Origin of the sequence: Peribacillus sp. AS_2 (genome assembly GCF_026891895.1) — a bacterium.
GTDB classification, from domain to species: Bacteria; Bacillota; Bacilli; order Bacillales; family DSM-1321; genus Peribacillus; species Peribacillus frigoritolerans.
This window is the reverse complement of record NZ_JAPTGA010000008.1, coordinates 18,785-41,914: the sequence shown is the minus strand read 5'-3', so window position 1 is coordinate 41,914 and position 23,130 is coordinate 18,785. Positions and strand designations below refer to the sequence as shown.

Annotated in this window: 24 protein-coding genes; 4 read left to right on the top strand and 20 right to left on the bottom strand. The window is 42.8% G+C overall.

The annotated features are described in order from the left end of the window. Positions 1–104 precede the first annotated feature (104 nt). From OTG27_RS15575 to OTG27_RS15560, 4 genes are all read right to left on the bottom strand, one after another. Entirely contained in the window at positions 105–1,181 is a 1,077-nt protein-coding gene (locus OTG27_RS15575; RefSeq protein ID WP_034309244.1) for a bifunctional 3-deoxy-7-phosphoheptulonate synthase/chorismate mutase, read from the bottom strand. 519 nt (positions 1,182–1,700) lie between these two features. Further along, entirely contained in the window at positions 1,701–2,027 is a 327-nt protein-coding gene (ytxJ, locus tag OTG27_RS15570; RefSeq protein WP_057276733.1) for a bacillithiol system redox-active protein YtxJ, read from the bottom strand. Between the two features lie 128 nt (positions 2,028–2,155). Continuing rightward, on the bottom strand, positions 2,156–2,728 hold the full coding sequence (locus OTG27_RS15565; protein WP_034309249.1) for a YtxH domain-containing protein: 573 nt from the start codon (positions 2,726–2,728) through the stop codon (positions 2,156–2,158). Positions 2,729–2,775: 47 nt separating this feature from the next. Further along, complete coding sequence (locus OTG27_RS15560) at positions 2,776–3,285, bottom strand: DUF948 domain-containing protein (protein WP_034309251.1); 510 nt, start codon at positions 3,283–3,285, stop codon at positions 2,776–2,778. A gap of 229 nt (positions 3,286–3,514) precedes the next feature. Here OTG27_RS15560 and OTG27_RS15555 point away from each other — a divergent pair, with 229 nt between their 5' ends. Next, a complete protein-coding gene (locus OTG27_RS15555) occupies positions 3,515–4,627 on the top strand; it encodes an aminopeptidase (RefSeq protein ID WP_057276734.1) in 1,113 nt (370 codons plus the stop codon). Between the two features lie 46 nt (positions 4,628–4,673). Here OTG27_RS15555 and murC read toward each other — a convergent pair whose 3' ends face one another. From murC to OTG27_RS15525, 6 genes are all read right to left on the bottom strand, one after another. Further along, complete coding sequence (murC, locus tag OTG27_RS15550; RefSeq protein WP_034309255.1) at positions 4,674–5,978, bottom strand: UDP-N-acetylmuramate--L-alanine ligase; 1,305 nt, start codon at positions 5,976–5,978, stop codon at positions 4,674–4,676. Between the two features lie 283 nt (positions 5,979–6,261). Next, positions 6,262–8,985 (bottom strand): DNA translocase FtsK, encoded by a 2,724-nt coding sequence (locus tag OTG27_RS15545; protein ID WP_268937451.1) that lies wholly within the window; start codon positions 8,983–8,985, stop codon positions 6,262–6,264. A 530-nt stretch (positions 8,986–9,515) separates the two neighbouring features. Then, a complete protein-coding gene (locus OTG27_RS15540; RefSeq protein WP_268937450.1) occupies positions 9,516–9,860 on the bottom strand; it encodes a M20/M25/M40 family metallo-hydrolase in 345 nt (114 codons plus the stop codon). 133 nt (positions 9,861–9,993) lie between these two features. Further along, positions 9,994–10,800 carry a DUF1444 domain-containing protein gene (locus tag OTG27_RS15535; RefSeq protein WP_268937383.1) on the bottom strand — a complete coding sequence of 269 codons (807 nt, stop codon included), beginning with the start codon at positions 10,798–10,800 and terminating at the stop codon, positions 9,994–9,996. 50 nt (positions 10,801–10,850) lie between these two features. Further along, complete coding sequence (locus OTG27_RS15530) at positions 10,851–11,162, bottom strand: thioredoxin family protein (RefSeq protein WP_034309264.1); 312 nt, start codon at positions 11,160–11,162, stop codon at positions 10,851–10,853. A 110-nt stretch (positions 11,163–11,272) separates the two neighbouring features. Next, entirely contained in the window at positions 11,273–11,779 is a 507-nt protein-coding gene (locus OTG27_RS15525) for a hypothetical protein (RefSeq protein ID WP_034309266.1), read from the bottom strand. Positions 11,780–11,902: 123 nt separating this feature from the next. Here OTG27_RS15525 and OTG27_RS15520 point away from each other — a divergent pair, with 123 nt between their 5' ends. Beyond that, positions 11,903–12,352: a YtoQ family protein gene (locus tag OTG27_RS15520; RefSeq protein WP_057276739.1), complete on the top strand. Its 450-nt coding sequence runs from the start codon at positions 11,903–11,905 to the stop codon at positions 12,350–12,352. 130 nt (positions 12,353–12,482) lie between these two features. Here OTG27_RS15520 and OTG27_RS15515 read toward each other — a convergent pair whose 3' ends face one another. The 3 genes from OTG27_RS15515 to OTG27_RS15505 all read right to left on the bottom strand — a co-directional run bounded on the left by OTG27_RS15515 (position 12,483) and on the right by OTG27_RS15505 (position 15,144). Next, positions 12,483–13,352 (bottom strand): AraC family transcriptional regulator, encoded by an 870-nt coding sequence (locus tag OTG27_RS15515; protein WP_268937382.1) that lies wholly within the window; start codon positions 13,350–13,352, stop codon positions 12,483–12,485. 115 nt (positions 13,353–13,467) lie between these two features. Beyond that, positions 13,468–13,989: a DUF84 family protein gene (locus OTG27_RS15510; RefSeq protein WP_268937381.1), complete on the bottom strand. Its 522-nt coding sequence runs from the start codon at positions 13,987–13,989 to the stop codon at positions 13,468–13,470. An 81-nt stretch (positions 13,990–14,070) separates the two neighbouring features. Further along, positions 14,071–15,144 carry a M42 family metallopeptidase gene (locus OTG27_RS15505; protein WP_268937380.1) on the bottom strand — a complete coding sequence of 358 codons (1,074 nt, stop codon included), beginning with the start codon at positions 15,142–15,144 and terminating at the stop codon, positions 14,071–14,073. Positions 15,145–15,320: 176 nt separating this feature from the next. On the opposite strand from OTG27_RS15505, the gene OTG27_RS15500 reads away from it, so the two are divergent. Further along, positions 15,321–15,638 carry a PepSY domain-containing protein gene (locus OTG27_RS15500; RefSeq protein WP_268937379.1) on the top strand — a complete coding sequence of 106 codons (318 nt, stop codon included), beginning with the start codon at positions 15,321–15,323 and terminating at the stop codon, positions 15,636–15,638. 48 nt (positions 15,639–15,686) lie between these two features. Here the strand turns inward: OTG27_RS15500 and OTG27_RS15495 are convergent, their stop codons facing one another. Beyond that, on the bottom strand, positions 15,687–16,532 hold the full coding sequence (locus OTG27_RS15495) for a YtnP family quorum-quenching lactonase (protein WP_239858600.1): 846 nt from the start codon (positions 16,530–16,532) through the stop codon (positions 15,687–15,689). Positions 16,533–16,661: 129 nt separating this feature from the next. Then, positions 16,662–17,300, bottom strand: a complete 639-nt coding sequence (gene trmB / locus OTG27_RS15490) for a tRNA (guanosine(46)-N7)-methyltransferase TrmB (protein ID WP_034309290.1) — start codon at positions 17,298–17,300, stop codon at positions 16,662–16,664. 242 nt (positions 17,301–17,542) lie between these two features. On the opposite strand from trmB, the gene OTG27_RS15485 reads away from it, so the two are divergent. Next, positions 17,543–17,818, top strand: a complete 276-nt coding sequence (locus OTG27_RS15485; RefSeq protein ID WP_034309293.1) for a YtzH-like family protein — start codon at positions 17,543–17,545, stop codon at positions 17,816–17,818. Here the strand turns inward: OTG27_RS15485 and OTG27_RS15480 are convergent, their stop codons facing one another. The 5 genes from OTG27_RS15480 to OTG27_RS15460 all read right to left on the bottom strand — a co-directional run bounded on the left by OTG27_RS15480 (position 17,819) and on the right by OTG27_RS15460 (position 23,066). After that, positions 17,819–18,601, bottom strand: coding sequence for a phosphotransferase family protein (locus OTG27_RS15480; protein WP_098185892.1), 783 nt, complete (start codon positions 18,599–18,601; stop codon positions 17,819–17,821). 293 nt (positions 18,602–18,894) lie between these two features. Continuing rightward, a complete protein-coding gene (locus OTG27_RS15475) occupies positions 18,895–19,926 on the bottom strand; it encodes a diacylglycerol/lipid kinase family protein (RefSeq protein WP_268937378.1) in 1,032 nt (343 codons plus the stop codon). Then, entirely contained in the window at positions 19,838–20,845 is a 1,008-nt protein-coding gene (locus OTG27_RS15470) for an NERD domain-containing protein (protein WP_268937377.1), read from the bottom strand. The genes OTG27_RS15475 and OTG27_RS15470 overlap by 89 nt, the downstream gene beginning before the upstream one ends. A gap of 19 nt (positions 20,846–20,864) precedes the next feature. Then, positions 20,865–21,428 (bottom strand): RNA 2',3'-cyclic phosphodiesterase, encoded by a 564-nt coding sequence (gene thpR, locus OTG27_RS15465; RefSeq protein ID WP_268937376.1) that lies wholly within the window; start codon positions 21,426–21,428, stop codon positions 20,865–20,867. Between the two features lie 399 nt (positions 21,429–21,827). Further along, positions 21,828–23,066, bottom strand: coding sequence for an Nramp family divalent metal transporter (locus OTG27_RS15460; protein WP_268937375.1), 1,239 nt, complete (start codon positions 23,064–23,066; stop codon positions 21,828–21,830). Positions 23,067–23,130: the final 64 nt, after the last annotated feature.

Below are 23,130 nucleotides of genomic sequence, written 5' to 3'. Positions count from 1 at the left end.
CTTATTTCGAAGGTTTTTCTGTAAAAACTAGTATTTTACCATTAAAAAAAGCCCTTGCCAAGTTGGTAAGGGCCGTAAGTAGATCAATTCAAGACATTCTTAGCTTAAACAGTTACCCAGTTCAAACGTTTAATTTCATCGTAGAATTCATCAAATTGTTTGAAGTCCATTTGCTGTGCAGAATCCGATAGGGCAACGGAAGGATCCGGATGCACTTCAGCCATAACACCGTCAGCACCGATTGCAAGAGCCGCTTTAGCCGTAGGAAGCAATAGATCGCGACGTCCAGTTGAATGCGTTACATCAACCATGACCGGTAAATGTGTTTCTTGTTTTAAGATCGGTACAGCAGAGATATCAAGTGTATTTCTTGTTGCTTTTTCGTAAGTGCGAATACCGCGTTCACAAAGGATGATGTTGCCATTGCCCTGCGACATGATGTATTCCGCTGCATGAATGAACTCTTCAATCGTTGCAGCCAGTCCGCGTTTTAACAGAACTGGTTTATTTACTGCACCTGCCGCTTTTAGCAAGTCGAAATTCTGCATGTTCCGCGCCCCGATTTGGATGACATCGATATGATCGATCGCCGCTTCAATATCATTGGCACTCACGATTTCACTGATGACTGCCAAGCCGTATTCATCAGCAACGCGTTTAAGTATTTGTAAACCTTCCAAACCAAGCCCTTGGAAGTCATATGGAGATGTACGTGGCTTAAAGGCACCGCCGCGCATCAATTTCAAACCTTTAGCTTTAATGACTTCCGCCACCGCAGCTGTCTGCTCATAAGATTCAACGGCACATGGTCCGAAAACGAAGCTAGGGATCCCGTTACCTACCAATTCACCCTTGATGTCGATGATCGTGTCTTCAGCTTTTTGTTTTCTTGATACAAGAAGCGTCTTCTTCTGATCATCCTTTTGCAGCTCCAAGCCCAATTTAAAGATTTCTTTGAAAATATGTTTAATCGAACCAAGATCAAGCGGTCCTTGATTATTGGCTTCGATAAGATCCAGCATTGTTCTTTCACGGACCGGATCGTAACGGTTTACACCTTGTTTTTCTTTAACGCGACCAATTTCCTGTACAAGTTCAGCACGTTGATTAATAAGATGTAATAACTGAAGGTTCACATCATCCAGTTGATTACGAAGTCCATCAAGCTCTTTGTTGCTCATTACAAATCCATCCCTTCGTTTTTTAAAATAGAAATCGGTTCAGCGGATTCAAACTAAAAAATATCCCATCCGGATCCTCGAACATCCACCCCGATTGTTTTATCAATGAAAAATTTAGAATATTTCATGTATGATTAAATCAATTATAAATGAAGTGTCCATAAATGTCACTATATTTTTCTTTAATAATTAAACGCTTTTAAGCATTAAAGTTATAAATACTTAAAACTAGGTGCCGCTCATGCCAGAAAAACGATTACACAGAATATTGAAACACAATCCGTTGTAGGAATTATATTGGAAATAGAACAGGAAAGCTATCATTTAATTGATCATTTTTCACAAGAACATAGAAAAGTTTAAATTTTCTGCCACTCGTCCGAAGCCGAGAAATGTTTAAAGAGTCTTTACGGAAGGGCCTTCCTAGAAAAGGTTTCCCCAGGATTAACATCCTTAGGCCCGCCAATCAATGGAATAATAAAAGGCCGGACCCCTTACCAAAGGGATCCGGCCTTCCATTCATTCTGTAATGGCCTTGCTCAATGAATCATATGTAATCCGCCAATGAGATTCATTCCAGACAGGTTTTCCACCTTTAAAAAGGATGGCCTGAGGTGATTGATGTTTGACATCAAAGGTTTCTGCCACATAATTGGATAGTGGACGAGCTTCCTGGACGGCCAAATAGGCCGTTTTAAGCTGTTCGTTCCCTAAGATGTACCTCTCATATTGTTCAAATGCTTCAGCACTTACAGGGCATGTTACGCTATGCTTGAAAAGCAGGAATGTATCCTCTTTTAGAAGCTCATTGAATTGTTCTTCTGTTTCGATTTTGCTCATGACCATATAGCAGTCTCCTTTCCTTGTCATATAAATTTTACCATCAAAAAGGCGATGAAGCCATCGAAGCACTTCACCGCCTTATTCTTCGTCCCTTAATGACTCTTCATTCCCATTAAAGGAATCCAGGGAGTTTAATTCTTTAGTTTACTTTCCGTTTCATCGAATGCCTTTTTCGCTTCATCAAGTTTTAATTTTGCCGCATTCTTGTTTCCGCTTGTAGGATCTGCAGGATTATTTTCCGAATCATTGCTGTTAGCAAAGTTCGTTTCGACGGATACGATAGGTGCATCGGTAGTTCCGGTTACATCAATATCCTTATTGCTTGAATTGGTTGTATCATCCGCAGCGTCGCCGTTTTCTTTTCCTGTTTTCAGGCTCTTCACTTTGTTGACGATATTCGAAGATTTATTGGAAACGATTTCCGTGACGGAGTTTGTTTTTTCCTTTGCAGTATCAGCAAGGACTGTACCTTTTTCCATCGCCGTTTGTCTTAATCTTTCTGTTTTCTCGGAAATGTTTCTAGCTTGTTCGTTGAAGTCATTCCTTAATTCCTTGCCTGTTTTCGGAGCCATGAACAAAGCAGTAGCCGCTCCGATCATCCCGCCTATCAAGGCGCCAATCATAAAGTCCTTAGAATTGATCGAGTCGCGTTCGTCCTCATATGATTTCTGATAGTCCTTTGTCGGAAATTCTTTTTGAGTCATAATACATTCCCCTTTCAATTTTCGATTCATTTTTATTTAACTAGATTTTATGATCTAGAACGTAAAAACCTTTTTTTAGGTAAGTTATCTGTCTCCAGCGCTTCCCTTTCTAACTCTGCCCTTTCAGTCGGGGTCGGGGCTGCCTGTTTGCTTCTGGACTTCCATTTGTCCCTGATCTCCATGGCTACATTGCTCCATTGTACAATTTGTGAGATTCTTTCTTGATTATTATCAATCTCAGCCTGCACTTTATGGGAAACCTTTTGGATGGAAGAATTAAAGCTGGAGATGGATGTACCTACATCCTTCACCGCATCCACCACCGTGTTCAGGTTTTCTGACTTTTGCTGCAAATCTTCAGCCAACGTATTCGTTTTATGTAATAACTGAGTAGTTTCGAGCGTTATGCCCTGCATTTGGCTCTCTAGTCCTGTCAGCGTCCGGGCCACACTGTCCAGGGTAGTTTGAAGTGATGTCAGTACCTTCGTTAGAAAAATAACGAGTACCAAAAAAGCTATCGCTGCAACAGCAGCACTTACGTATAAAATAATCTCCATTGGAACACCTCCGAAAAAAATCGACTTATTTAATAGCTGTTAGATATTAATTACCCCTTCCCTATCATTATAAACTTATTTATTTTTTCAATATACCCTATCAAACCCTAATCTGGAAATATTGTTGTCTGCATCCAGTTCCTCCGTGAAATTCATGGGTGACACTTATGACAGGAAATCGGGTATGATAGAAAAGATAAGTCGAATTTAAACAATGGAGGTATTTTTTATGAAAGATCCCAGAATTGGTACATTGGCCAAAAACTTAATCAATTATTCCGTGAAGCTTCAAAAAGGTGAAAAAATCTTGATCGAAAACTTTGGATTGCAGCGTGAACTTGTTAACGCACTTGTGAATGAAGCCTATGCAGCAGGTGGTTACCCATTCGTCCTGTTAAAGGATCACCAAGTGGATCGTGCCTTGCTGATGGGTGCCAAAGAAGAACAGTACAAGATGATGGGTGAGTTTGAAGCCAACGTAATGAAGCAGATGGATGCTTATATCGGGCTTCGTGCCGGGGATAATATCAATGAACAATCCGATGTCCCTTCAGAGAAGATGGCGATTCATGGACAGACAGTCGGTAAAGTACATAGAAATATCCGCGTGCCAAAAACAAAATGGGTCGTACTTCGCTACCCGACAAATTCCATGGCCCAATTGGCCAAAATGAGCACAGAAGCATTCGAAGACTTTTATTTCGAAGTCTGCAACCTCGACTATGGCAAAATGAGCGCAGCAATGGACAACCTTGTTGAATTGATGGATAAAACGGATAAGGTCCGCTTAACTGGGCCCGGTACGGATCTAACCTTCTCCATCAAAGACATTAAAGCCATCAAATGTGCGGGTGAGCTGAACATTCCTGACGGTGAAGTATATACGGCTCCAGTTAAAGATTCCATCAATGGAGTGATTTCGTATAATACTCCTTCCCCATATCAGGGTTTTACTTTTGAAAACGTGAAGTTGACATTCAAGGATGGAAAAATCGTTGAAGCGGTTGCGAATGATACGGAACGCATCAACAAAATTTTTGATACTGATGAAGGCGCACGATATGTCGGTGAATTTGCAATTGGTGTAAATCCTTATATTCTACACCCGATGCAAGATATCCTCTTTGATGAAAAAATTGATGGAAGTTTTCATTTCACTCCAGGACAATGCTATGATGATGCCTTTAACGGAAACCATTCAGACATTCACTGGGACCTGGTCAATATCCAGCGGCCTGAATATGGCGGCGGGGAAATCCATTTTGATGACGTCTTGATACGTAAGGACGGACGCTTCGTTTTACCGGAACTGGAAAATTTAAATCCGGAAAATTTAAAATAACCCAATAAAAAAACGACCGATCCGCTACAACGGATGGTCGTTTTTTTTATTTTACCTGCAGTGAATGCTCATAGGCTGCTTGGAATTTTTGAATGTCCCCCGCACCCATGAATAACACGACACTGTTATCATGGTTTTGCAATATAGATGTTGTGTTCTCCGTAATCAGTTCGGCACCTGGAATCTTATCTTGAAGGTCTTCAATCGATAACTTTCCTTGATGTTCACGAGCAGATCCAAAAATTTCACATAAGTATACTTTGTCGGCCAAATTCAAGCTGTCGGCGAATTCATCCAGGAATGCCTGCGTTCTCGAGAAAGTATGCGGCTGGAATACAGCAACAACTTCACGCTCTGGATATTTCTGACGCGCCGAGTCCACAGTTGCAGAGATCTCGGTCGGATGGTGTGCATAATCATCAATTATGATCTGACTTCCGATTTCCTTTTCGGAGAACCGGCGTTTAACTCCGCCAAAAGTCCGCAATTGGGCTTTCACAGCTTCCGTATCCAAGTTTTCATATTTACAAAGTGCAATGACACCAAGTGCATTCAACACATTATGCTTTCCAAAAGTAGGAATAGTGAATGTATCATAGTAATTGTTCCTTACATGCACATCAAAAGTCGTGCCATCCGGAGTGACGGAAACATTTTTCGCTTGAAAATCATTTCCTTCTGCAAATCCGTAAAAAATAACCGGTACTTTCGCCTGAATATGTGGTAAATGCTCATCATCCCCGCACGCAATGATGCCTTTGTTGACTTGAAGGGCCATCGTTTGGAAAGCCTCGAACACGTCTTCGACATTAGCGTAATAATCTGGATGATCAAAATCGATATTCGTCATGATTGCATAATCCGGATAATAGGAAAGGAAATGACGGCGATATTCACATGCTTCGAATACGAAGTAATCAGAATTCACGATTCCTTTACCCGTTCCATCCCCAATCAGGAAGGATGTCGGTTTAGCGCCCCCCATTACATGGGCAAGTAAGCCGGTCGTCGATGTTTTACCATGCGCTCCCGTAACCGCCACGCTGATGAAGTTTTTCATGAAATCACCTAGGAAACGGTGATAACGGATAATCGGCAAATCAAGTTCTTTTGCCTTCAATATTTCCGGATGACTATCCGGAAACGCATTTCCTGCAATGATGGTCATTCCAGGTTGAATATTTTCCTCGTTGAAAGGAAGGATTTTAATCCCGGCTTTTTCTAATGCCAATTGTGTAAAAAATTCTTTTTCGTAATCGGAACCCTGCACTTCAATATTCATATCATGCAGTATTTGTGCAAGAGCACTCATACCCGACCCTTTAATTCCCACAAAATGGTAAGCAGTCATAAAGCGAACCTCCACCAATCGTCTACCTGTATGACAGTATATGACGTCATCTTTTATTTGTTTTTCCATTACGAGACTTGTTAGTAACGCAATTTCTTCATAGGTTTTCGAACTTTTATTTTCAATCATTCATCAACAAAAAACTATTATATCACTTTTTTATTCATTCATCCATGTCAGGGGGATGCCAATTTATCAAATCATTGGCTTTTCCCTCAATTAAGGTGATAAAAAAGGGTTTTCACCCTTTCACATTATATACAATTTCCTTTTATTAGGTTCTCTAATTAACATGTAAAAATTCCAGCTCTTCTTGCGTAATCAATACATCCCTGGGCCTTGAGCCCCTGGATTCGGAAACGACCCCCTGTTGCTCCATCATTTCTATTAGACGCGATGCACGGTTATATCCGACACGGAAACGCCGTTGGACGCTCGATGCAGATGCGGCCTGCTGACTCACGACAAATTCACATGCCTCGAAAAACAGTTCATCCGCTTCTTCCGTGACCTGGGCCCTGTTCAGCAAGTCTTCCTGTTCAAACAGGTATTTCGGCTGCTGCTCCCGTTTAACATGGTTGACCACTTGATCAATCTCTTCATCACTCACGAAAGTCCCTTGCAGGCGCACCGTTTTTGAAGAGCCGTTTTCAGCGAATAACATATCTCCTCTTCCCAAAAGTTTTTCTGCACCGCCGCTATCGATGATTGTACGGGAGTCCACTTGTGAAGAAACCGAAAAAGCGATCCTTGTCGGGATATTTGCCTTGATCAATCCAGTTATGACATCGACTGAAGGTCTTTGAGTGGCTACAATCAAATGGATGCCGCAGGCACGGGCCTTTTGAGCAATCCGGCAAATCGCTTCCTCTACATCAGCCGGGGACATCATCATTAGATCTGCAAGCTCATCGATGATCACCAGGATATACGGCAGCTTGCTTGAATATTGACCGGCTTTTTCCGCTTGTTCATTAAAGCGGGTGATATCACGTACACCGGCATGTACAAACAATTCATAACGCCGTTCCATCTCCTCTACAGCCCATTTCAACGCAGCCGTAGCGGCTTTTACATCGGTTATGACTGGACTGACCAAATGCGGGATCCGGTTATACGGGGCGAGCTCGACCATTTTCGGATCGATCAACAGTAATTTAAGCTCCTGCGGCGTCGCTTTATACAGCAAGCTGACCAGCATGGTGTTGATACAGACACTTTTCCCCGATCCCGTTTGCCCGGCTATCAAACCATGCGGCATCTTTCTCAAATCCGTGATGATCGGCTGACCGGATATATCGAGGCCTAAAGCCACGGCAAGCGGTGATTCATGCTCTTGAAACTCAGTACTTTCCAAAACCTCACGCAAAAATACCGGTTTGCTTTTCCTGTTCGGAATCTCGATGCCGATTGTATGTTTACCCGGAATGGGCGCTTCCATCCTCATATCCTGGGCAGCAAGGCTTAATTTGATGTCATCCATCAGGTTCGTCACTTTATTCACCTTCACTCCCGGCTCCGGATGCACCTCGAAACGAGTGACTGCCGGTCCTTGGGTGACATTGACGACCTTTGCACGGACATTGAAATTTTTCAATGTCTGATCAAGTAATACAGTCTGTTCCCCGAGCCACTCATCATCATGCACAGCATTAGTGGGAGGTGTCAGCAATTCGATATTCGGAAACACATAGTATGGATTATCATCCGCTTCCACGGAACCAAAAACTTCAAGGGCATTGCCCTGGCCACTTTCCGCTGTCTCTGTTAAAACTTCCTCTTGATACCCATCTCCAGAATTGGGGGATTCCTGTTCTAGAAGGGTCTTAGGGTCGGAACCAATAATAGATTCACCTGTATTTTCAGGCTCGCCGGCGGTTTCGGTGTCCAAAAAGGCAGGTGTAATGTCCCGAGTCTCCTCTTTCGGCATAACTCTGCCTGCCTCCGGTTCCCGCTCGGGAATGGCGGATGGTTCCGCTTGTCCTGCCTCCGTTTGGGCAGCATCATCCATTGCTCGTTTATCAGGTGAAACTACTGCCCTTTCCGGATTAAGGCTTTTTTTTTCCGGCATCATTTTATTCATGAAGCCATTTTTTTCCCGATCTTGCTTAAGCATCATCACATTAAATGGAATATGTTTTTTCGGACTTTTAGGCTGCACTTCAGGTATTGCCTCAGATGAGTCACTTTCAGGCATTGTCCCTTGACTTACGGATGATTGATTTGATTGTACAGCAGCCTCCCCATGAACCGATATCACTTCAGACCGTGTGTCGTCCGCCTGTTCCATGATGGATACGGCGACTTCGCGTCCAAAATCGACTTGGTCCTGTTCAATAGCCTCTTTTTCTACCTTAGGCTCCATTATGTTAGGCTCGCTTACCGTTTCTTCTGGCAATGACTCAATGGAATTTCTACGAAAGAAAGCGGGTATCTCCGTATCTTCCCTTTTTTTTTCCGCTTGTTCCGGTATAAGAATGGCGGGTTTTGCTGTCATTTCCTCATGTGACGCATCTTTTGAGATTTCAGGGATCGATACCGGAATCTCGATAGCCTGTTCTTCTTTTTTAAAGATGGGCATTTTGCTTTCCAATTCATATTCGACAATTTCTTCAGAAGGGACTATTTTTTTTTCCGGACGACGGAACCCGTAAATGGGTGATGGGATTTCCGTTGGGCGGAATGGAGTATTTGACGGGACTATTTTTGAATTTTCCTCCCGGTCAAGGCTTCTCCGTTTTGGTTCAGGATCCCTTACAGGCCTTCTCGTTGTTGTTTCTTTAGTCACATTCTTCCCCTGTTTGGGTTCGTTGTCTTCCCTGTTTCTTTCCTTAGGTTTTCTTTTATTCTGCTCCCGGTCTGGAATGAGCGGAAACTTGAACTGGCCTTTTGGATATTGAAACAGGATTTTCGTATCCGGGTCTGGCGTCTGGGACATTTTTTCCACTTTTTGATTGTAAACCTTTATTTCTTCTTTCTTTGACTTCGTAAGCTTCGAAAAATCCATTTTCCTCAATGTCTCTTCATCAAGCGGTTCATCTATAATAATCTCTTCGATTTCAATAATTTCCTCTGCTTGGAACCATTTTTTCATCTTATTTAGCCATTTCAAAACTATCACTCTTTCTACATCTGTAGTTATGTAACTAATTCTACCAGTTATTTTAAAAATATCGAGAAAATTTAAGCTAAATTGGGATTAGTATCTACTTTTTTATCGCATTCTTGCTACCTTAACGTATTTCGCAGAACTCCTACCCTATTAAACCCCTTCTGCAATGGGTTTAAACCTATCATCACCAAATAACATTAGCCCCTAGTCTACTATTTAAATAAAACACAGCTGTTAAATCGCGTTTACAAAGAGATTAAGTTTTCATGCTGACTTGAAAACAGACTGGCCAATTCATTGCATCATCCTTCATGAAACATCCGGCAGAATCCTATTGCCTGTCGCAACCCATAAAACACCGTTCGTTAATACCGAACGGTGTTTTGTGGGTTTCTCCGTTTTTTTTGCAAACGAAGACCAAAGGACTAGTTCCATTCATAAAAACGACAAACAACCTGGGCCACTGATTTGGAAGTGATCAAAAGGGCCTCTTCATCAATGTCGAATGTAGGATGGTGATTGAAATATGCCTTCTCCACCCCTTTCGGTTTACAGCCAATGTAAAAGAAGCAGCCTGGTATCTTTTCTGCATAATACGAAAAATCTTCTGAACCTGAAAAAACCGGAAATTCGACTACCTTCTTAATTTCTTTGTCATTCATGCTTTCCAGGCTATTTTTCACGAATTCAGTCAGTTCAGGGTCATTGTATAGCGGAGGATTATCGGGCACATATGTAGGTTCGCACTGAACATCGAATGTTTTATCCATATTTTTCAAAATATTTCAATTATATTATCACCGATTAAAATATAAATATCAACTACAAGAGAGTTATAAACTCTATCAAACTTTAAAAGGACCGCTGCCAGATGCTGACACGGTCCTTTTGTGATTCCCTATATTATTGTTCACGCTTTTTGTTTTTACCCATAATGAAGATGGGCTCCAACTCATTTTCTTCGTAAAGGAATGATAGAGCCGTAATCGGAACATGACCGCTGGCAAAGAAGCTCATCGCCATTTGCGCCAGAATATCATAGCCCGTATCATTCTTCACATCGGCAATGATGATGACATCCTGATGGGGAATGGCCACAGCCATGGTTCCCTCGACCTTGTCCTTCATTTCCCGAAGCCATGATTCATTCAGGATCCTGCTGGCATCATATCCATCATTCGTGTTCAAAAAATAAAATGCATTACCTGCAACGATATCCGACTTCATTTCAGTGGAGAGCGAACGGGCATTAAATAGGGCAATTTCACGGATCCTGTCACCCTGCCAGTTTTCCCGTTGAATCATCTTTTCATCTATAAGACGGTAGGTTTTACCTAAATCAAGGGCATAAAAAATCCGGGTTTCAGCTGTATGCTCATCGAATAAAAACGGATTTCCTTCTTCCGATTCCATTGGAAAGGAGGTCGAGCGGATGACTGGGAAAATGAATTTCTCCTTGCCTTCCATGCTGTGTTCTCCCCCCATCACATTCAGGGCCTCTTCCACGTAATAAATAATTTCATCGATGGCCTTTTCCTGTACGTTTTCATAGTTAGCAAGTACAGGAGGCAACTCGATGGTGATCCCTTTCCCGGTCTTCACATTTTCCACCCGTAACGTATCTTGCTTGCTATCGAATTTGAATGTCCGACCCTCATCTTTTAAACGTTCCTTCAAAATATTTTTCAGCTTCGTGCTGTCCATTTTCATGACTGACCCTCCTCTTCATTGAAAAATCCCCAGCGAGAAGGGGATTTTGATTATAGTGATTGAATGAATTCCTCAATTTGTTCTTGCGTTTTGCGATCCTTGCTCACGAATCTGCCTAGCTCTTTACCATTATCATAGGCGATGAAACTTGGTATGCCGAATACATCATTAGCAGCACACACATCGATGAATTCATCACGGTCCACATAAATGAATGTAAAATCAGGAAATTTCGTTTCTATCTCCGGCATTATCGGTTCGATTACACGGCAATCTCCACACCATGTAGCGGAAAAAAGAAAGATATGTTTGCCTTCATTTTTCAATGCATCATATTGCTCGACGGTTTGTAACTTTTCCATTTGAATATTCCTCCTGCTCTAAATGACACCTTAATTTTTTATAATCCCATCATACCAGACTCTCCCCGAATCAACCATTAATACGGATCGGTTGAAAGGCAGGGGTCAGCTTATCTCTGGGGCACGGATGAAACGATTTCCATCATTTGTTTTGCATCGGTTTTTAATTGGTCTTTATCCGTTTCCGTTGTCAGTTTCACCCCGCCGATCCCCACTGCAAGCTCATACTTTTCTTTCGGTATTTCTTTAATTGAAATAAAGCCGAATTTATCATCAGTTTGAAAAGAATGCAGCACTTCAAATTGATCCTCTTGTTCCTTAATCGCCAAATACAACACGGAACTGTCTTCTTTTTCATTTGGATTGACAAATAATATATAAATCTGATCACCTTTTTGTAAAATCAAGTTATTATCATGTTCTTCCACTACTTTAAAATCCTTGGGCAGATAGACCTGAATTAGCCCTGCCTCTTGATTGGGCTGTTTTTCATCGTCACGAAAAGCCACTTCAGCAGCCTTCATTGCCTTTTCGGTTTGTCTCTCGATCCCTGAGCAGCCTACGATCAAACTGCTTATCAACAGGATAACAAGGAAATTCTTATTCGATAAAGCCATCGTCATTCCTCCAGCCGTCTCTTTTACTATCTTATGGATAATATTATCCTTATTTATGGAATTCATCCATTTTCTTAAAAACATGGTACAATGAAAGCAATTTTAATATCGAGGAGGAAAACAATGAAGTTAACCGTTTATCTTGCTGGGGAAATCCATTCAAATTGGAGAAATGAGTTGAGAGATAAAGCCGCTGCACTGAAGCTTCCATTAGAATTCGTCGGCCCGATGGAAAATCATGAACGCTCCGATAATATCGGTGAAGATGTCCTCGGGGAACAGCCGAATCCTATCCTGAAGGATGCAGCCGCTTCCCAAATCAATAATTTGCGTACGGGTCTTTTGATGAAAAAAGCCGATCTTGTCGTCGCTCTGTTTGGCGAGAAATATAAGCAGTGGAATACTGCCATGGATGCAAGCACCGCCATTTCCCTGGGGAAACCGCTTATTTTGATTCGCCCGGAAACCCATCACCATGCCTTAAAGGAATTATCGGAAAAGGCGAGTGTCACGGTCGAATCCGTGAACCAAGCCATGAAGGTGCTTTCCTATATTTTTGAAGACGGGCTGTAAATCTCCCTGCCCTTAACCAGCACAAAAATGAAGGGCTGATCATTCATATTTACAAATAAAAAAGCTTGCAGGGGCAAATTAGATGCCTAACCCCCTGCAAGCGAATAACGAATGTTTTGATGGTTGAATACTATCCCTTTTTAATCGGAATCCAAATTTCGGAGTAATAGTCAGGGTTTGAAGCATCCGCATTGTCGTATACTTCCAATTCAGGAGTTCCGGCATGTTCATGACCGCTCGTAGGGAACCATTCGGAAAAAATCCGCTTCCAAGCTTGTTGCATGCTATCAGGCATAGGTCCGTGAACTTCAAATACAACCCACTTGGAAGCCGGTATCGTAAGGGTCGAAAACTCTTCAGGCACTTTCCCGGCATACTCTGCACCTATCCAATAATCCATCGTTTCACTTTTTCCCACCTTACGCTTATCGACACATACACCAAGCAAGCCATTTATTTGGCCATTGTTCAACTTCGCTAACCTATCTCCTGTTCCATTCGAATTGACTTTCTCCCACAACTTTGGAATCCCAATCAAATTCTCTTCATTAACCAAGGAAAACTCTTGCTTGATTCCTATCAATTGAAAGGAATCCCTTTCAAGGATATTGTATTTCATCGGTTTTGCCCCTTTCAGAATGACCTGTATCATCAGGCGTTCATAGAATTTCAGCTTCCCCATATACTTTCGCGCTTCGCTTGGAGATACCCCATGCTGCCTTCGAAAAGCTTTTGAGAATGCCTCGGGGGTGTCATAGCCGTACTTGTAGGCTAAATCAATGACCTTGCCATTTGTGGATGATATCTCCTGGGCAGCTAAAGTCAGTCTTCGGCGCCGGATATATTCACCAATGGAAATATCCGTTAAAATGGTGAAGGTCCGTTGAAAATGAAAAGCCGAAGCATTCGCCTGCCTGGAAATGCTCTCGATCGTAATGTCCTCCAATAAGTGCTCTTCGATATAGTCGATGGCCTTTTGGATTGACTCTACCCACCCCATATCCGCTCACCCCTTGTCACTATAGTACCAAGACCGCTCAATAAAACCCTGTCTTATTCTGCTCAGTTTTGGCAGTGTTCGTTTCCATTCGAAGACGCCTTTCCATGACAGTGATTCATAAATCGTGATTTCTCATTTTCAGCTTATATTCGTGTTGACCGGCTAGCATCCTCATGATATGAAGGAACATTTCTCCCCTCGTGATTCGCTCATTTGTAAATACGCCGATCGCCCCTTCCTTTTTGCTAATATTCTCTTGCTTTGTGAAGGCGTCCATCACCGGGCCCAACTCTTCACCGTCCAGCACCTTCCCGGCAACGATTCCCGGAACCGGGATTCTCGCTCCGGCAGCTACAAAAACCTCACCGCCCCTCGTGGCCATTGCACCCCAATTACACAGAAACAGGGCTTGTCCCATTTTCACGACACCGCCTTCAAGCCCGATACCCATATCGGCATCACTGTGAATCAAGCAATTCCGGGCACGTGTCATGGCCCCCTCCATCGTTTCCTCATCTGAAAAAGGCTGTTCCGGAACCCCGCTCTCCACTTGAAGCGAAATGATTTCAGCATCTTCATATACACCAAGCACGGCACTTACTTTCGCCGGATTCTTACTGCCTACTGCTATTTTCAATATAATTACCTTCCTTCTATGTAAAAAAAGCTGATGGAAAAGGATACATGACTGCATCCCTTTCCATTTCAGCTTTCTCCATCAAGCGTTTTTCATCAAGGTCTCGAATGTCGTTTTATCACAGGAACGAACCAATTTCCCTATCAGTTCACGGGCAGCGGCATAATCATCAATATGAATCATGGATGCATGTGTATGAATATAGCGGGAACAAATGCCGATCACCCCGCTTGGAATGCCTTCGTTTGCAATATGGACTTGCCCTGCATCCGTGCCGCCCTGGGAAACGAAATATTGATACGGAATCTCATTCGATTCGGCCGTATCAAGGATGAATTCCCTCATGCCGCGATGCGTAACCATCGAACGATCAAAAATGCGGAGCAGTGCCCCTTTTCCCAACTGGCCAAATTCACTTTTACTGCCGGACATATCGTTCGCCGGACTTGCATCCAAAGCAAAGAAAAGATCCGGTTTGATCATATGAGCTGCAGTTTGCGCACCCCGTAATCCCACTTCCTCCTGGACGGTTGCCCCGGAATATAAGACATTCGGCAGCGTTTCACCTTTTAAATCTTTTAACAATTCAATCGCAAGTCCGCAGCCATAACGATTATCCCACGCTTTTGCGAGGATTTTCTTCTCATTGGCCATCGGCGTGAATGGACAAATCGGTACAATCTGCTGACCGGGCTTAATACCGATTCTCTTCACATCTTCCTTATCATCCGCCCCAATATCAATCAGCATATTTTTGATATCCATTGGTTTTGAGCGTTGCGACTCATCAAGCAAATGGGGCGGAATCGAACCGATGACACCAATGACCGGACCGTTATCGGTTATGATCTCGACTCTTTGGGCCAAAAGCACTTGGCTCCACCAGCCTCCTAGGGTCTGAAAGCGAATCATTCCATTTTCTGTTACAGATGTGACCATGAATCCCACTTCATCCATGTGCCCGGCAACCAGGACGGTCGGCCCATCCTCATTGCCTCTTTTCACCCCAAATATTCCGCCGAGGCGATCTTGGACGATTTCGTCCGAATACTTTTGCAACTCACTCTTCATGAAACTCCGAACTGCATGTTCATTTCCCGAGGCTCCCGGTAATTCCGTCAATGTTTTAAAAAGCTCCAAAGTCTCATGATTCATTTTTCTACCCCTAACTATGTATTGTTTCTTTCTATTTTACAAAACTTAGCATCATGTTACACTAGAAAGTTCTAATTTATCAGTTTATGGGTAAAATTTCAAATTATTAGTCAAATAAAGCGTTCTTCTGTATACTAGAAGAAGTGATTTTATAAAATGCAATGGAGGAGAAATCAATGAATTGGAAAACGTTTTTACTAGGTACTGCAGCCGGGTTTGCTGCTGGCTATGCAGCAAAACAATTATTGGATCAATCAAGTAAACCTTCTCCCGATAGAGTCTTGGCCCAAGTGAAGGAAACAGTCAAAAAGGACGGAAATATATATGGCTCATGGATCTTGATGAAGCCGGAGAACTATACAAAAAATGATTTGGACTATGAAGTGTACAAAGGCGGGATCACCAGAAATACAGAAGGTAAACGCGAGCAATTCGAATTTGTTGCAGATGCTTCGACAGGAACGATATTGGAGCTTAATGCACAAAATGATTGAAACAAAAAAAGGAGGGCCGTCAGATGACGTCCTCCTTTCGCTTTCCTTTTAACGCTTCCGTTTCAATTCGGCTAGTATCTCCTTACCCGTTGCATCCCATTTGATGGCACAGTATTGGGCATCATGGTAAAAGCTATACCAGGACCCATTTTCCAGTCCGGATTTCATCCACTTTTCCTTCGCCTCGATGGAAGTCATGGGATAATCATCATAAGCGAGGACCCAGAGGACATTCGCATGCGCGTGCGTCGGCATTATATCTGCCATGTGGATCAATCTATCCCCGCCATCTTCTATGATGATGATCGCATGTCCATCACTATGCCCCCCGGTATGGATCATTTTAATGCCGGCCGCAATTTCCTGTTCCCCTTCAAAAGGACGTACAAGAGAAGCGACAGCCTCCCAGTTTTCTGACCAATATGTACTTTTTGAACGAATATTCGGGTTTTTCATTTCCGCCCATTCCGTTTTGGTCGTGATGATTTCTGCACGCTCGAAAACAGGCACCCAAGTTTCACCTTCACGTTTCGTCAACCCGCAGGCATGATCGAAATGCAGATGGGTCATTAAAATGTAATCGATATCATTTGGCTGAATCCCAAGTCTGCCAAGATCTTCGACAAGATTGGATTCCTCCGTCACCCCAAAATTCCGTTTCTGCTTGTCATTCATCTTTCCATTGCCAATGCCGGAATCTATAAGCATATTCAATCCATTAGCCTGGACCAAAATCGGATCCGTACGTAACTCGATTTGGTTATTTTCGTTAACGGGATACTTCTTGGACCAAAGCGGTTTCGGTACAACACCGAACATCGCACCGCCATCCAAGTGTGTCACACCGCCATTCAACCATGTTAATTTTATTTCCCCTATTTGCATCGTTTCCATTTTACCCCTCCTCTGCCTTTAGTTTAACACCCGCTTCCATATATTGAAATTGATAACAATCAAGTCATCCCCGTGAATCATAAACAAACAAAAAAACCAGATGCTGTGCACCTGGTTTCTGATCGTTGATTATTGGAACATTGCTTCCAATCGGTATATCCGATTGCCTTTACTCGAGAACTTTTCTTCATATTCAGTCATGATGTTGCCTTCAAAACTGCTGTTATGCAAATCAAGGCTTACAAATTTCAAGAGCATGCCGTATTCGGAAATACTTTTCAAGGAAGATTCGAATAACCCTTGATTATCCGTCTTGAAGTGAATCTCGCCTTTGTCTGGCAGGATGCCTTCATATACTTCGAGGAAGGTCTTATATGTTAACCGGCGTTTTGCATGACGTGATTTCGGCCATGGATCAGAGAAATTCAAGTAGACGCGATCCACGTCACCTTTTGCAAAATAGTCCCCTAAGTTCGCTGCGTCAACATTCAACAGCTTTAAATTTGGAACATCCGCTTCAATCAGCAAGTCCAATGCAGCGACAATGACGCTTCCATATACTTCAATTCCAATGAAATTCACATCAGGATGGGCCTTTGCCATTTCTGTGATGAAACGGCCTTTTCCCGTACCCACTTCAATATATAACGGATTATCGTTTCCGAAAACTTCATGCCATTTACCTTTATGGCTCACTGGCTGCTGAATTACATATTGTGGAAAATCATTCAAACGGTCTTCAGCCCAAGGTTTATTTCTTAAACGCATGATGACACCCCTATTTATAATATAATCGTTCAAACCATAACACGAGTGTATGGATTCCTGCAAGTTGATTTTTTCAGGAAACACCCACTGGTCAAATAAAAAAACTGCCGGCCATCCAGGCGACAGTCACTGTAGTTTTCATGTATAAAACTTTCAGCAAAACACACCATAAATAAGTGAAGGGCAGGCGGGCACCACCTGGGAATCCCTTGAATCCATGTTTAAGAAAGGAGAGGCATTATATGCCGCTTTCCCATGAACACCAAATGTCACTATTGAAAGATATATTGACCAACCATCAAACAGACTGCTGCGGATCCGTTTCTGAATGTGAACAGGTTGAAAGGCTCGTCAAATCCTTAATGATCAATATGGAAATTGACAGCAATGTGAAAACGATACTGACGGAGATTTACGAATACAGTCAGACGGGCATCGGTACCGCCGATTTAGATGCACATATTTCAACCCACCAGAACGACCTGTCCCAGTGGGTGGATGATATAGACCAATTCTGATCAGCTGACCATCAATAAAGCTTCCAGTTTTTGCAGTAATTCATTTCTTTCCTCGTACCGCGTCCTGCGATGATGCCATTGGATGGAAAGCACAAGTTGTGAAACCGTGTGCCATTTCATCCTCATCTCCAGGCCTGCGTCAAGCTTCTTGCCGTAACGGGCAAGCCATTGATTCCATTCTTCCCTCGGGACATATGAATAAAGGAGTATGCCGAGGTCAATGGCCGGATCGCCTATGACCGCTCCGTCCCAATCAATCAGGAACAATCCGTCCGTTTCTGTCATGAGCCAATTATTGTGGTTCACATCACAATGACAGACGACTTTTTCGTCGCATTCAATCAACAGGAGATTGTTCTGTAAAAAATGGATGGCCTGTTTGATAATCGGAATGTCCGTAACATCCGAAGATAACCCGGTTTCTATGTCTGTAAGTATACTTTCAGGTCGTAAAGGGGATTTCCCAAGCCTTTTGAGCATGCTTAACAAAGGATCGGATTGATGAATTTTTTGAAGCAGCTTTGCGACTCTTATATTGTTCATTTCCTGCTGAGATAGCTCCCTGCCTTCCATCCAATGCTGGGCCGTAATTACATCCCCATTTTCCAGGCGTTTTGTCCACATTAACTTTGGAACAATGCCCTCAGCTGAAAGAACAGCTAAAAATGGCGATGAATTTCGTTTAAGGAAGAGCTTCTGCCCCTCTTTCTCGGCAATAAAGGCTTCTCCCGTAGCTCCTCCAGCAGGGGATATATCCCACTCCTGACCTAATAAATGTTCCAACTGGTTCACCTTCGATTTCCTCGCTTAATCATACAAATGTGGGTACGTTTCACCTAGTGTATGTATTACCACTACTTTGAGTCCATGTTTTATAAAAAATCCGCCTGCTGGCGAAGCTGCATATATACTTGCATCGGGATGATACCCGCAATTAAAAACATCCTCATTTTAGAGAAATAAAAAAATAGCTATTGAGCAATTAAACAATAGCCATAAATTAAATTTTAGTTGAAAAACGGTTTCTTCGTCAAGTACTATAAAACGATTATACGCATAAAACAAAAACAAATAAATCATTTCATATTTTTGTATCGGTTATCCGCCTGTAACATGACGCGCAATTTCTCTTTCAGAACCACTGCAGCTACTTCGTTCCTACCAACAATTTCCCCATCAGACTGGATTTTCACTGACCCTTCATTCTTCATTTTTATCTTTTTACCGGAAAAAGAATCAACATTTTTAATGTTCAGGTGACCGCCCCATAAAACGGTGATGAAGACGGTCAATAATTTCAACAAAGGAATATCATGGACCGCAATCACGTTCAACCTGCCATCATCCAGCTTCGACATCGGTGAAATTTTCATCCCGCCGCCAAAATAGGACTGGTTCGCAATAACGATGAACCAAACCTTTTTCAAAAAATGCCGGTCACCATCAATGATCAATTCCATGCAGCCGGGCTTGTAAGTCACTATCTTTTTTATAAAAATGAACAGATAAATTAATTTACCCGCTCTGATAAAATTAAACCATTTTTTCAGAGGGGAACGGTCCGCTTCATCGGAAATTTCAGCATCAATGCCCATTCCCAGGCTGTTCACGAAATACCCCATCTTGCCATTCGTCTCGAATTGTCCAATATCAATGGCACTAAAGGCATTATCCTGAAATAAAGAAAGTGCTTCTTCCACACTCTCGGTTTTTTGAATGCCCCTTACATAATCATTGCCGGATCCAGCCGCAAGGGAGCCGATGATAGCGTGAGGGAAACCAATGGCGCCATTTATCATTTCATTGATCGTGCCATCTCCCCCGACAGCGATCATCCGGGTATCCTGCTTCGTCCCTGATAGGATCTCCTTCGTCATTCTTAGCGCATGCCCTTTTTCCCGTGTAAAAAACACCTCATGGGGAACAGCTTTTGATTGCAGTATTTTCTCGGCTTTTTTCCAAACCTTCAAACTCTCTCCATTTCCTGCCATTGGATTGACAATGAAATACACCGTTTCTTTAAGGTGCGGCATGCTGATTTCCATCCGTTTGGTTATACTCGGCTTCCCATTCAGGTCGCAGGCTGGATGTAGTTTGGCAATGTTCAAGCAAAGCCTGTGCCCCTTTAAACTGCTGTGCCTTGAGCGGAGACGATATGGCCCGCATCCTTTCGAACCATTCCGGGAAGGTCCGTTTATCCAATATCGTAATATCATAAGGGGCTTCGGGATAATCGACATATCCGTTCCGGGATAAAATCACCTTTTTAATCGGCATGTTCACTCCATATAGCTCAAATAACCGGGAGACGATGTTCGTCATCCGATTTGCACCAAGCAAAGGATTGAGCACCTTTTTATCAGGATGCTTATGATGCCTGCGGACCCAGAATCGTTCACTTGACCCGATGAAAGCAGCGTCTTCTTCCGCTTCCAGAAACGTGATGCACCAAGCATCAACTGGGGTCAATAAAATGACTTCGACCTCAACAGGCGCATTTTTCAAAAGAAAGATAGGTTTATATAATACGAGAAACGTATCCGGAAAACGCTGCAGAAAAAAGCGGAGCCTCTCATCCAAAAAGAATGATTGGTCCACAAATGACTTTTCACGAAGCGTCGAACTCCCCCATTTCATTTGAAAACGAAGCAATTGATTTAAAAAATTTTGCTTTAATTCATCGAGACTGGCCGGCCGGAACGGAAATCTCAATGAAAAAACATTAGGATCTTCAATCCGGTTCGGCATCGGCAGTTCTTCCGCCCCTGACTCCTGTTTACCTGTCCGGAGGAATATGCCTTTCACCCTTTTAAACAGGCGCTTCGAATCTTCCTGAGGAAGATCAAATTTGACCTGTGTTTCACTTTCAGTATGTTCACTATACAACCGATCTAGCTCGCCCGCATTATAAGCAGCCTTCAATTTATCCCATTGCTGTTTTTTCAACCGCGCAAATTGTGTAGGATAACGATAAATATCCTGCTCATACCGGGAAATATAATCTTGCATCTTTATGAGCTGTGCCATGCGACCACCACCCATTTCTCTATTTTTGGAGGTTTATCGTGAAAATCTTCTCGTATGAAGGGGAAGCTCCAAGATGTGTTTGATATAACGCAACCTGGTCTGCTTCAAAATGCTTATCCTGCACATTCGCCATCTGGCGAACGCCCTCCAGCGAAAAGGGATTATCCCCCTCGAATTTTCTTGCCAGTGTAATATGAGGCTTAAACGGCTTTTTATCAAGTTCAAAACCCGCCTCGATACAGGAATTATAGACTTTCCTTTGAATGGCAAAAAGCCTTTCTTGCTGCTTGACGCCTGCCCATAGAATCCTTGGACTATCACTCTTGCCGAAACCGCCGATATCGCCCAGTTCCAAGCCGAATGAGGCCTCATTGGCAAGCTCTCTTCCCACACGCCCCAAAGCATCTTCTTTCAATGTATCGGGAGCATTGCCCAAAAATGCCATCGTAATATGATAATCGGCTGGATGCAGCCATTTCTTAAATGGAAAGTCTGGCTTTAGTTGTTCCGTAACAGCATTTAAATAGGCCTTAATATCATCAGGCAATACTAAAGCAAAGAAAAAATGAGTATTCATGTTCATTTCCATTCCTTCCTGTTTTCCCTTTAATTTTACCATAATTCCCATTGCCTATACCTTTTCCTGGGCTTCCTAATACATACTCCCTCCACAGGAATATCCCTAATCTACCATCCTATGAACAAAGCCCCTGACGGATCATACTCAGGTCCGGAATGTATTTTTCAGGCTGTGTAGATTAACGAAAAAAACAGCAAAAAAGGACCAAAAATCGGTCCTGAATACTGGAGGCAAAAGGAGTACTATCCAATTGATTGGAGCGGGTGTTCGAGACTCCCGGACCGCCCGCGGAAAGCGAGTGCCTGGAGGGGAAATCAACGGTCAAATTTTAAAAACCTGACTCAATTATTATCGAGTTTCAATCTAAAGGACCAAAAATCGGTCCTTCCCTGCCATCCCATGTTAGCTGAACAGTGTTTCGTAAAGCAGGAACAAGTTCAGCCCAATGATAAGTACAGCTATAAGCCAAGCGATGCTCGAGGTGATTTTATGGTTGACCAGGCTGCCCATGATTTTTTTATTGCTTGTAAACATGATCAATGGCACTAAGGCAAACGCGATGCCAAACGAGAGTACAATTTGGCTCATCACAAGCGCTTTGGATGGATTAACTCCCCATAATATTATGAGCAGGGGCGGGACGGTAGTAATGACCCTTCTTACATAAATCGGAATATGTCTTTTAATGAACCCTTGCATGACAACATCACCTGTCATTACACCAACGGATGAGCTCGACAAACCGGCAAATAATAATCCTATTCCGAATAACATCGCGACAGATGGTCCAAGCATGGCCCCGAATTGTTGATAGGCAACATCCAAGTCCTCCACTAGTACTCCATTCTTATGAAATAGGGCAGCTGAAACGATGACCATGGCGGCATTGATCGCACCTGCAATCAACATGGCGATGACAATGTCAATTAGCTCAAAACGATAAATCCTTTTTCTTTCCATATCGTTCACTCCGACTATCCTTCTTTGAGTCAAAGAGGAATGAAGGTATATCGCATGTGGCATAACGGTGGCTCCAAGCATACCGGCCGATAGTAAAATGCTGTCCACTCCCTCGAATTTTGGAGTGAATAGTCCTAAAACAACGGCCGACGTGTCAGGTTTTGCATAAAAAACTTGAGCGCCAAAAGCTATCACAACGACAAATATCATGACCGTAATCAGGGCTTCGAATGTTCGATAACCCCTGCGCTGGATTTCCAGAATGGCAAAGGAACCAATCGCTGCAATGATTGCCGATGTGATTAACGGTAAGTCAAATAATAAATAAATCCCAAGTGCGGCTCCTATGAATTCAGCCAGGTCGGTTGCCATTATAACGGCTTCAGCCTGAATCCATAATAAGAAAGATGTTTTTTTCGAAAATTTTTCCCTGCATAGCTCCGGAAGGTTCTTTCCAGTGGCTATCCCCAACTTAGCTGATAGAGATTGGATTAGCACAGCCATTAAATTGGAGGCAAAGATAACCCATAATAACGTATAGCCATATTTAGATCCGGCTGTAATATTGGTCGCATAATTCCCTGGATCAATATAGGCAACAGCTGCTATGAAGGCAGGCCCTAGATAGGGAAGCAGTTTTTTTATTCCTCTCGAAGAAGATTGATGCAACACATCGGACATATCTATGTCAACTCCTTTTTATACGCAACTTAAATTGTTGCGACAGGTAAACTTTTTAGGTTAT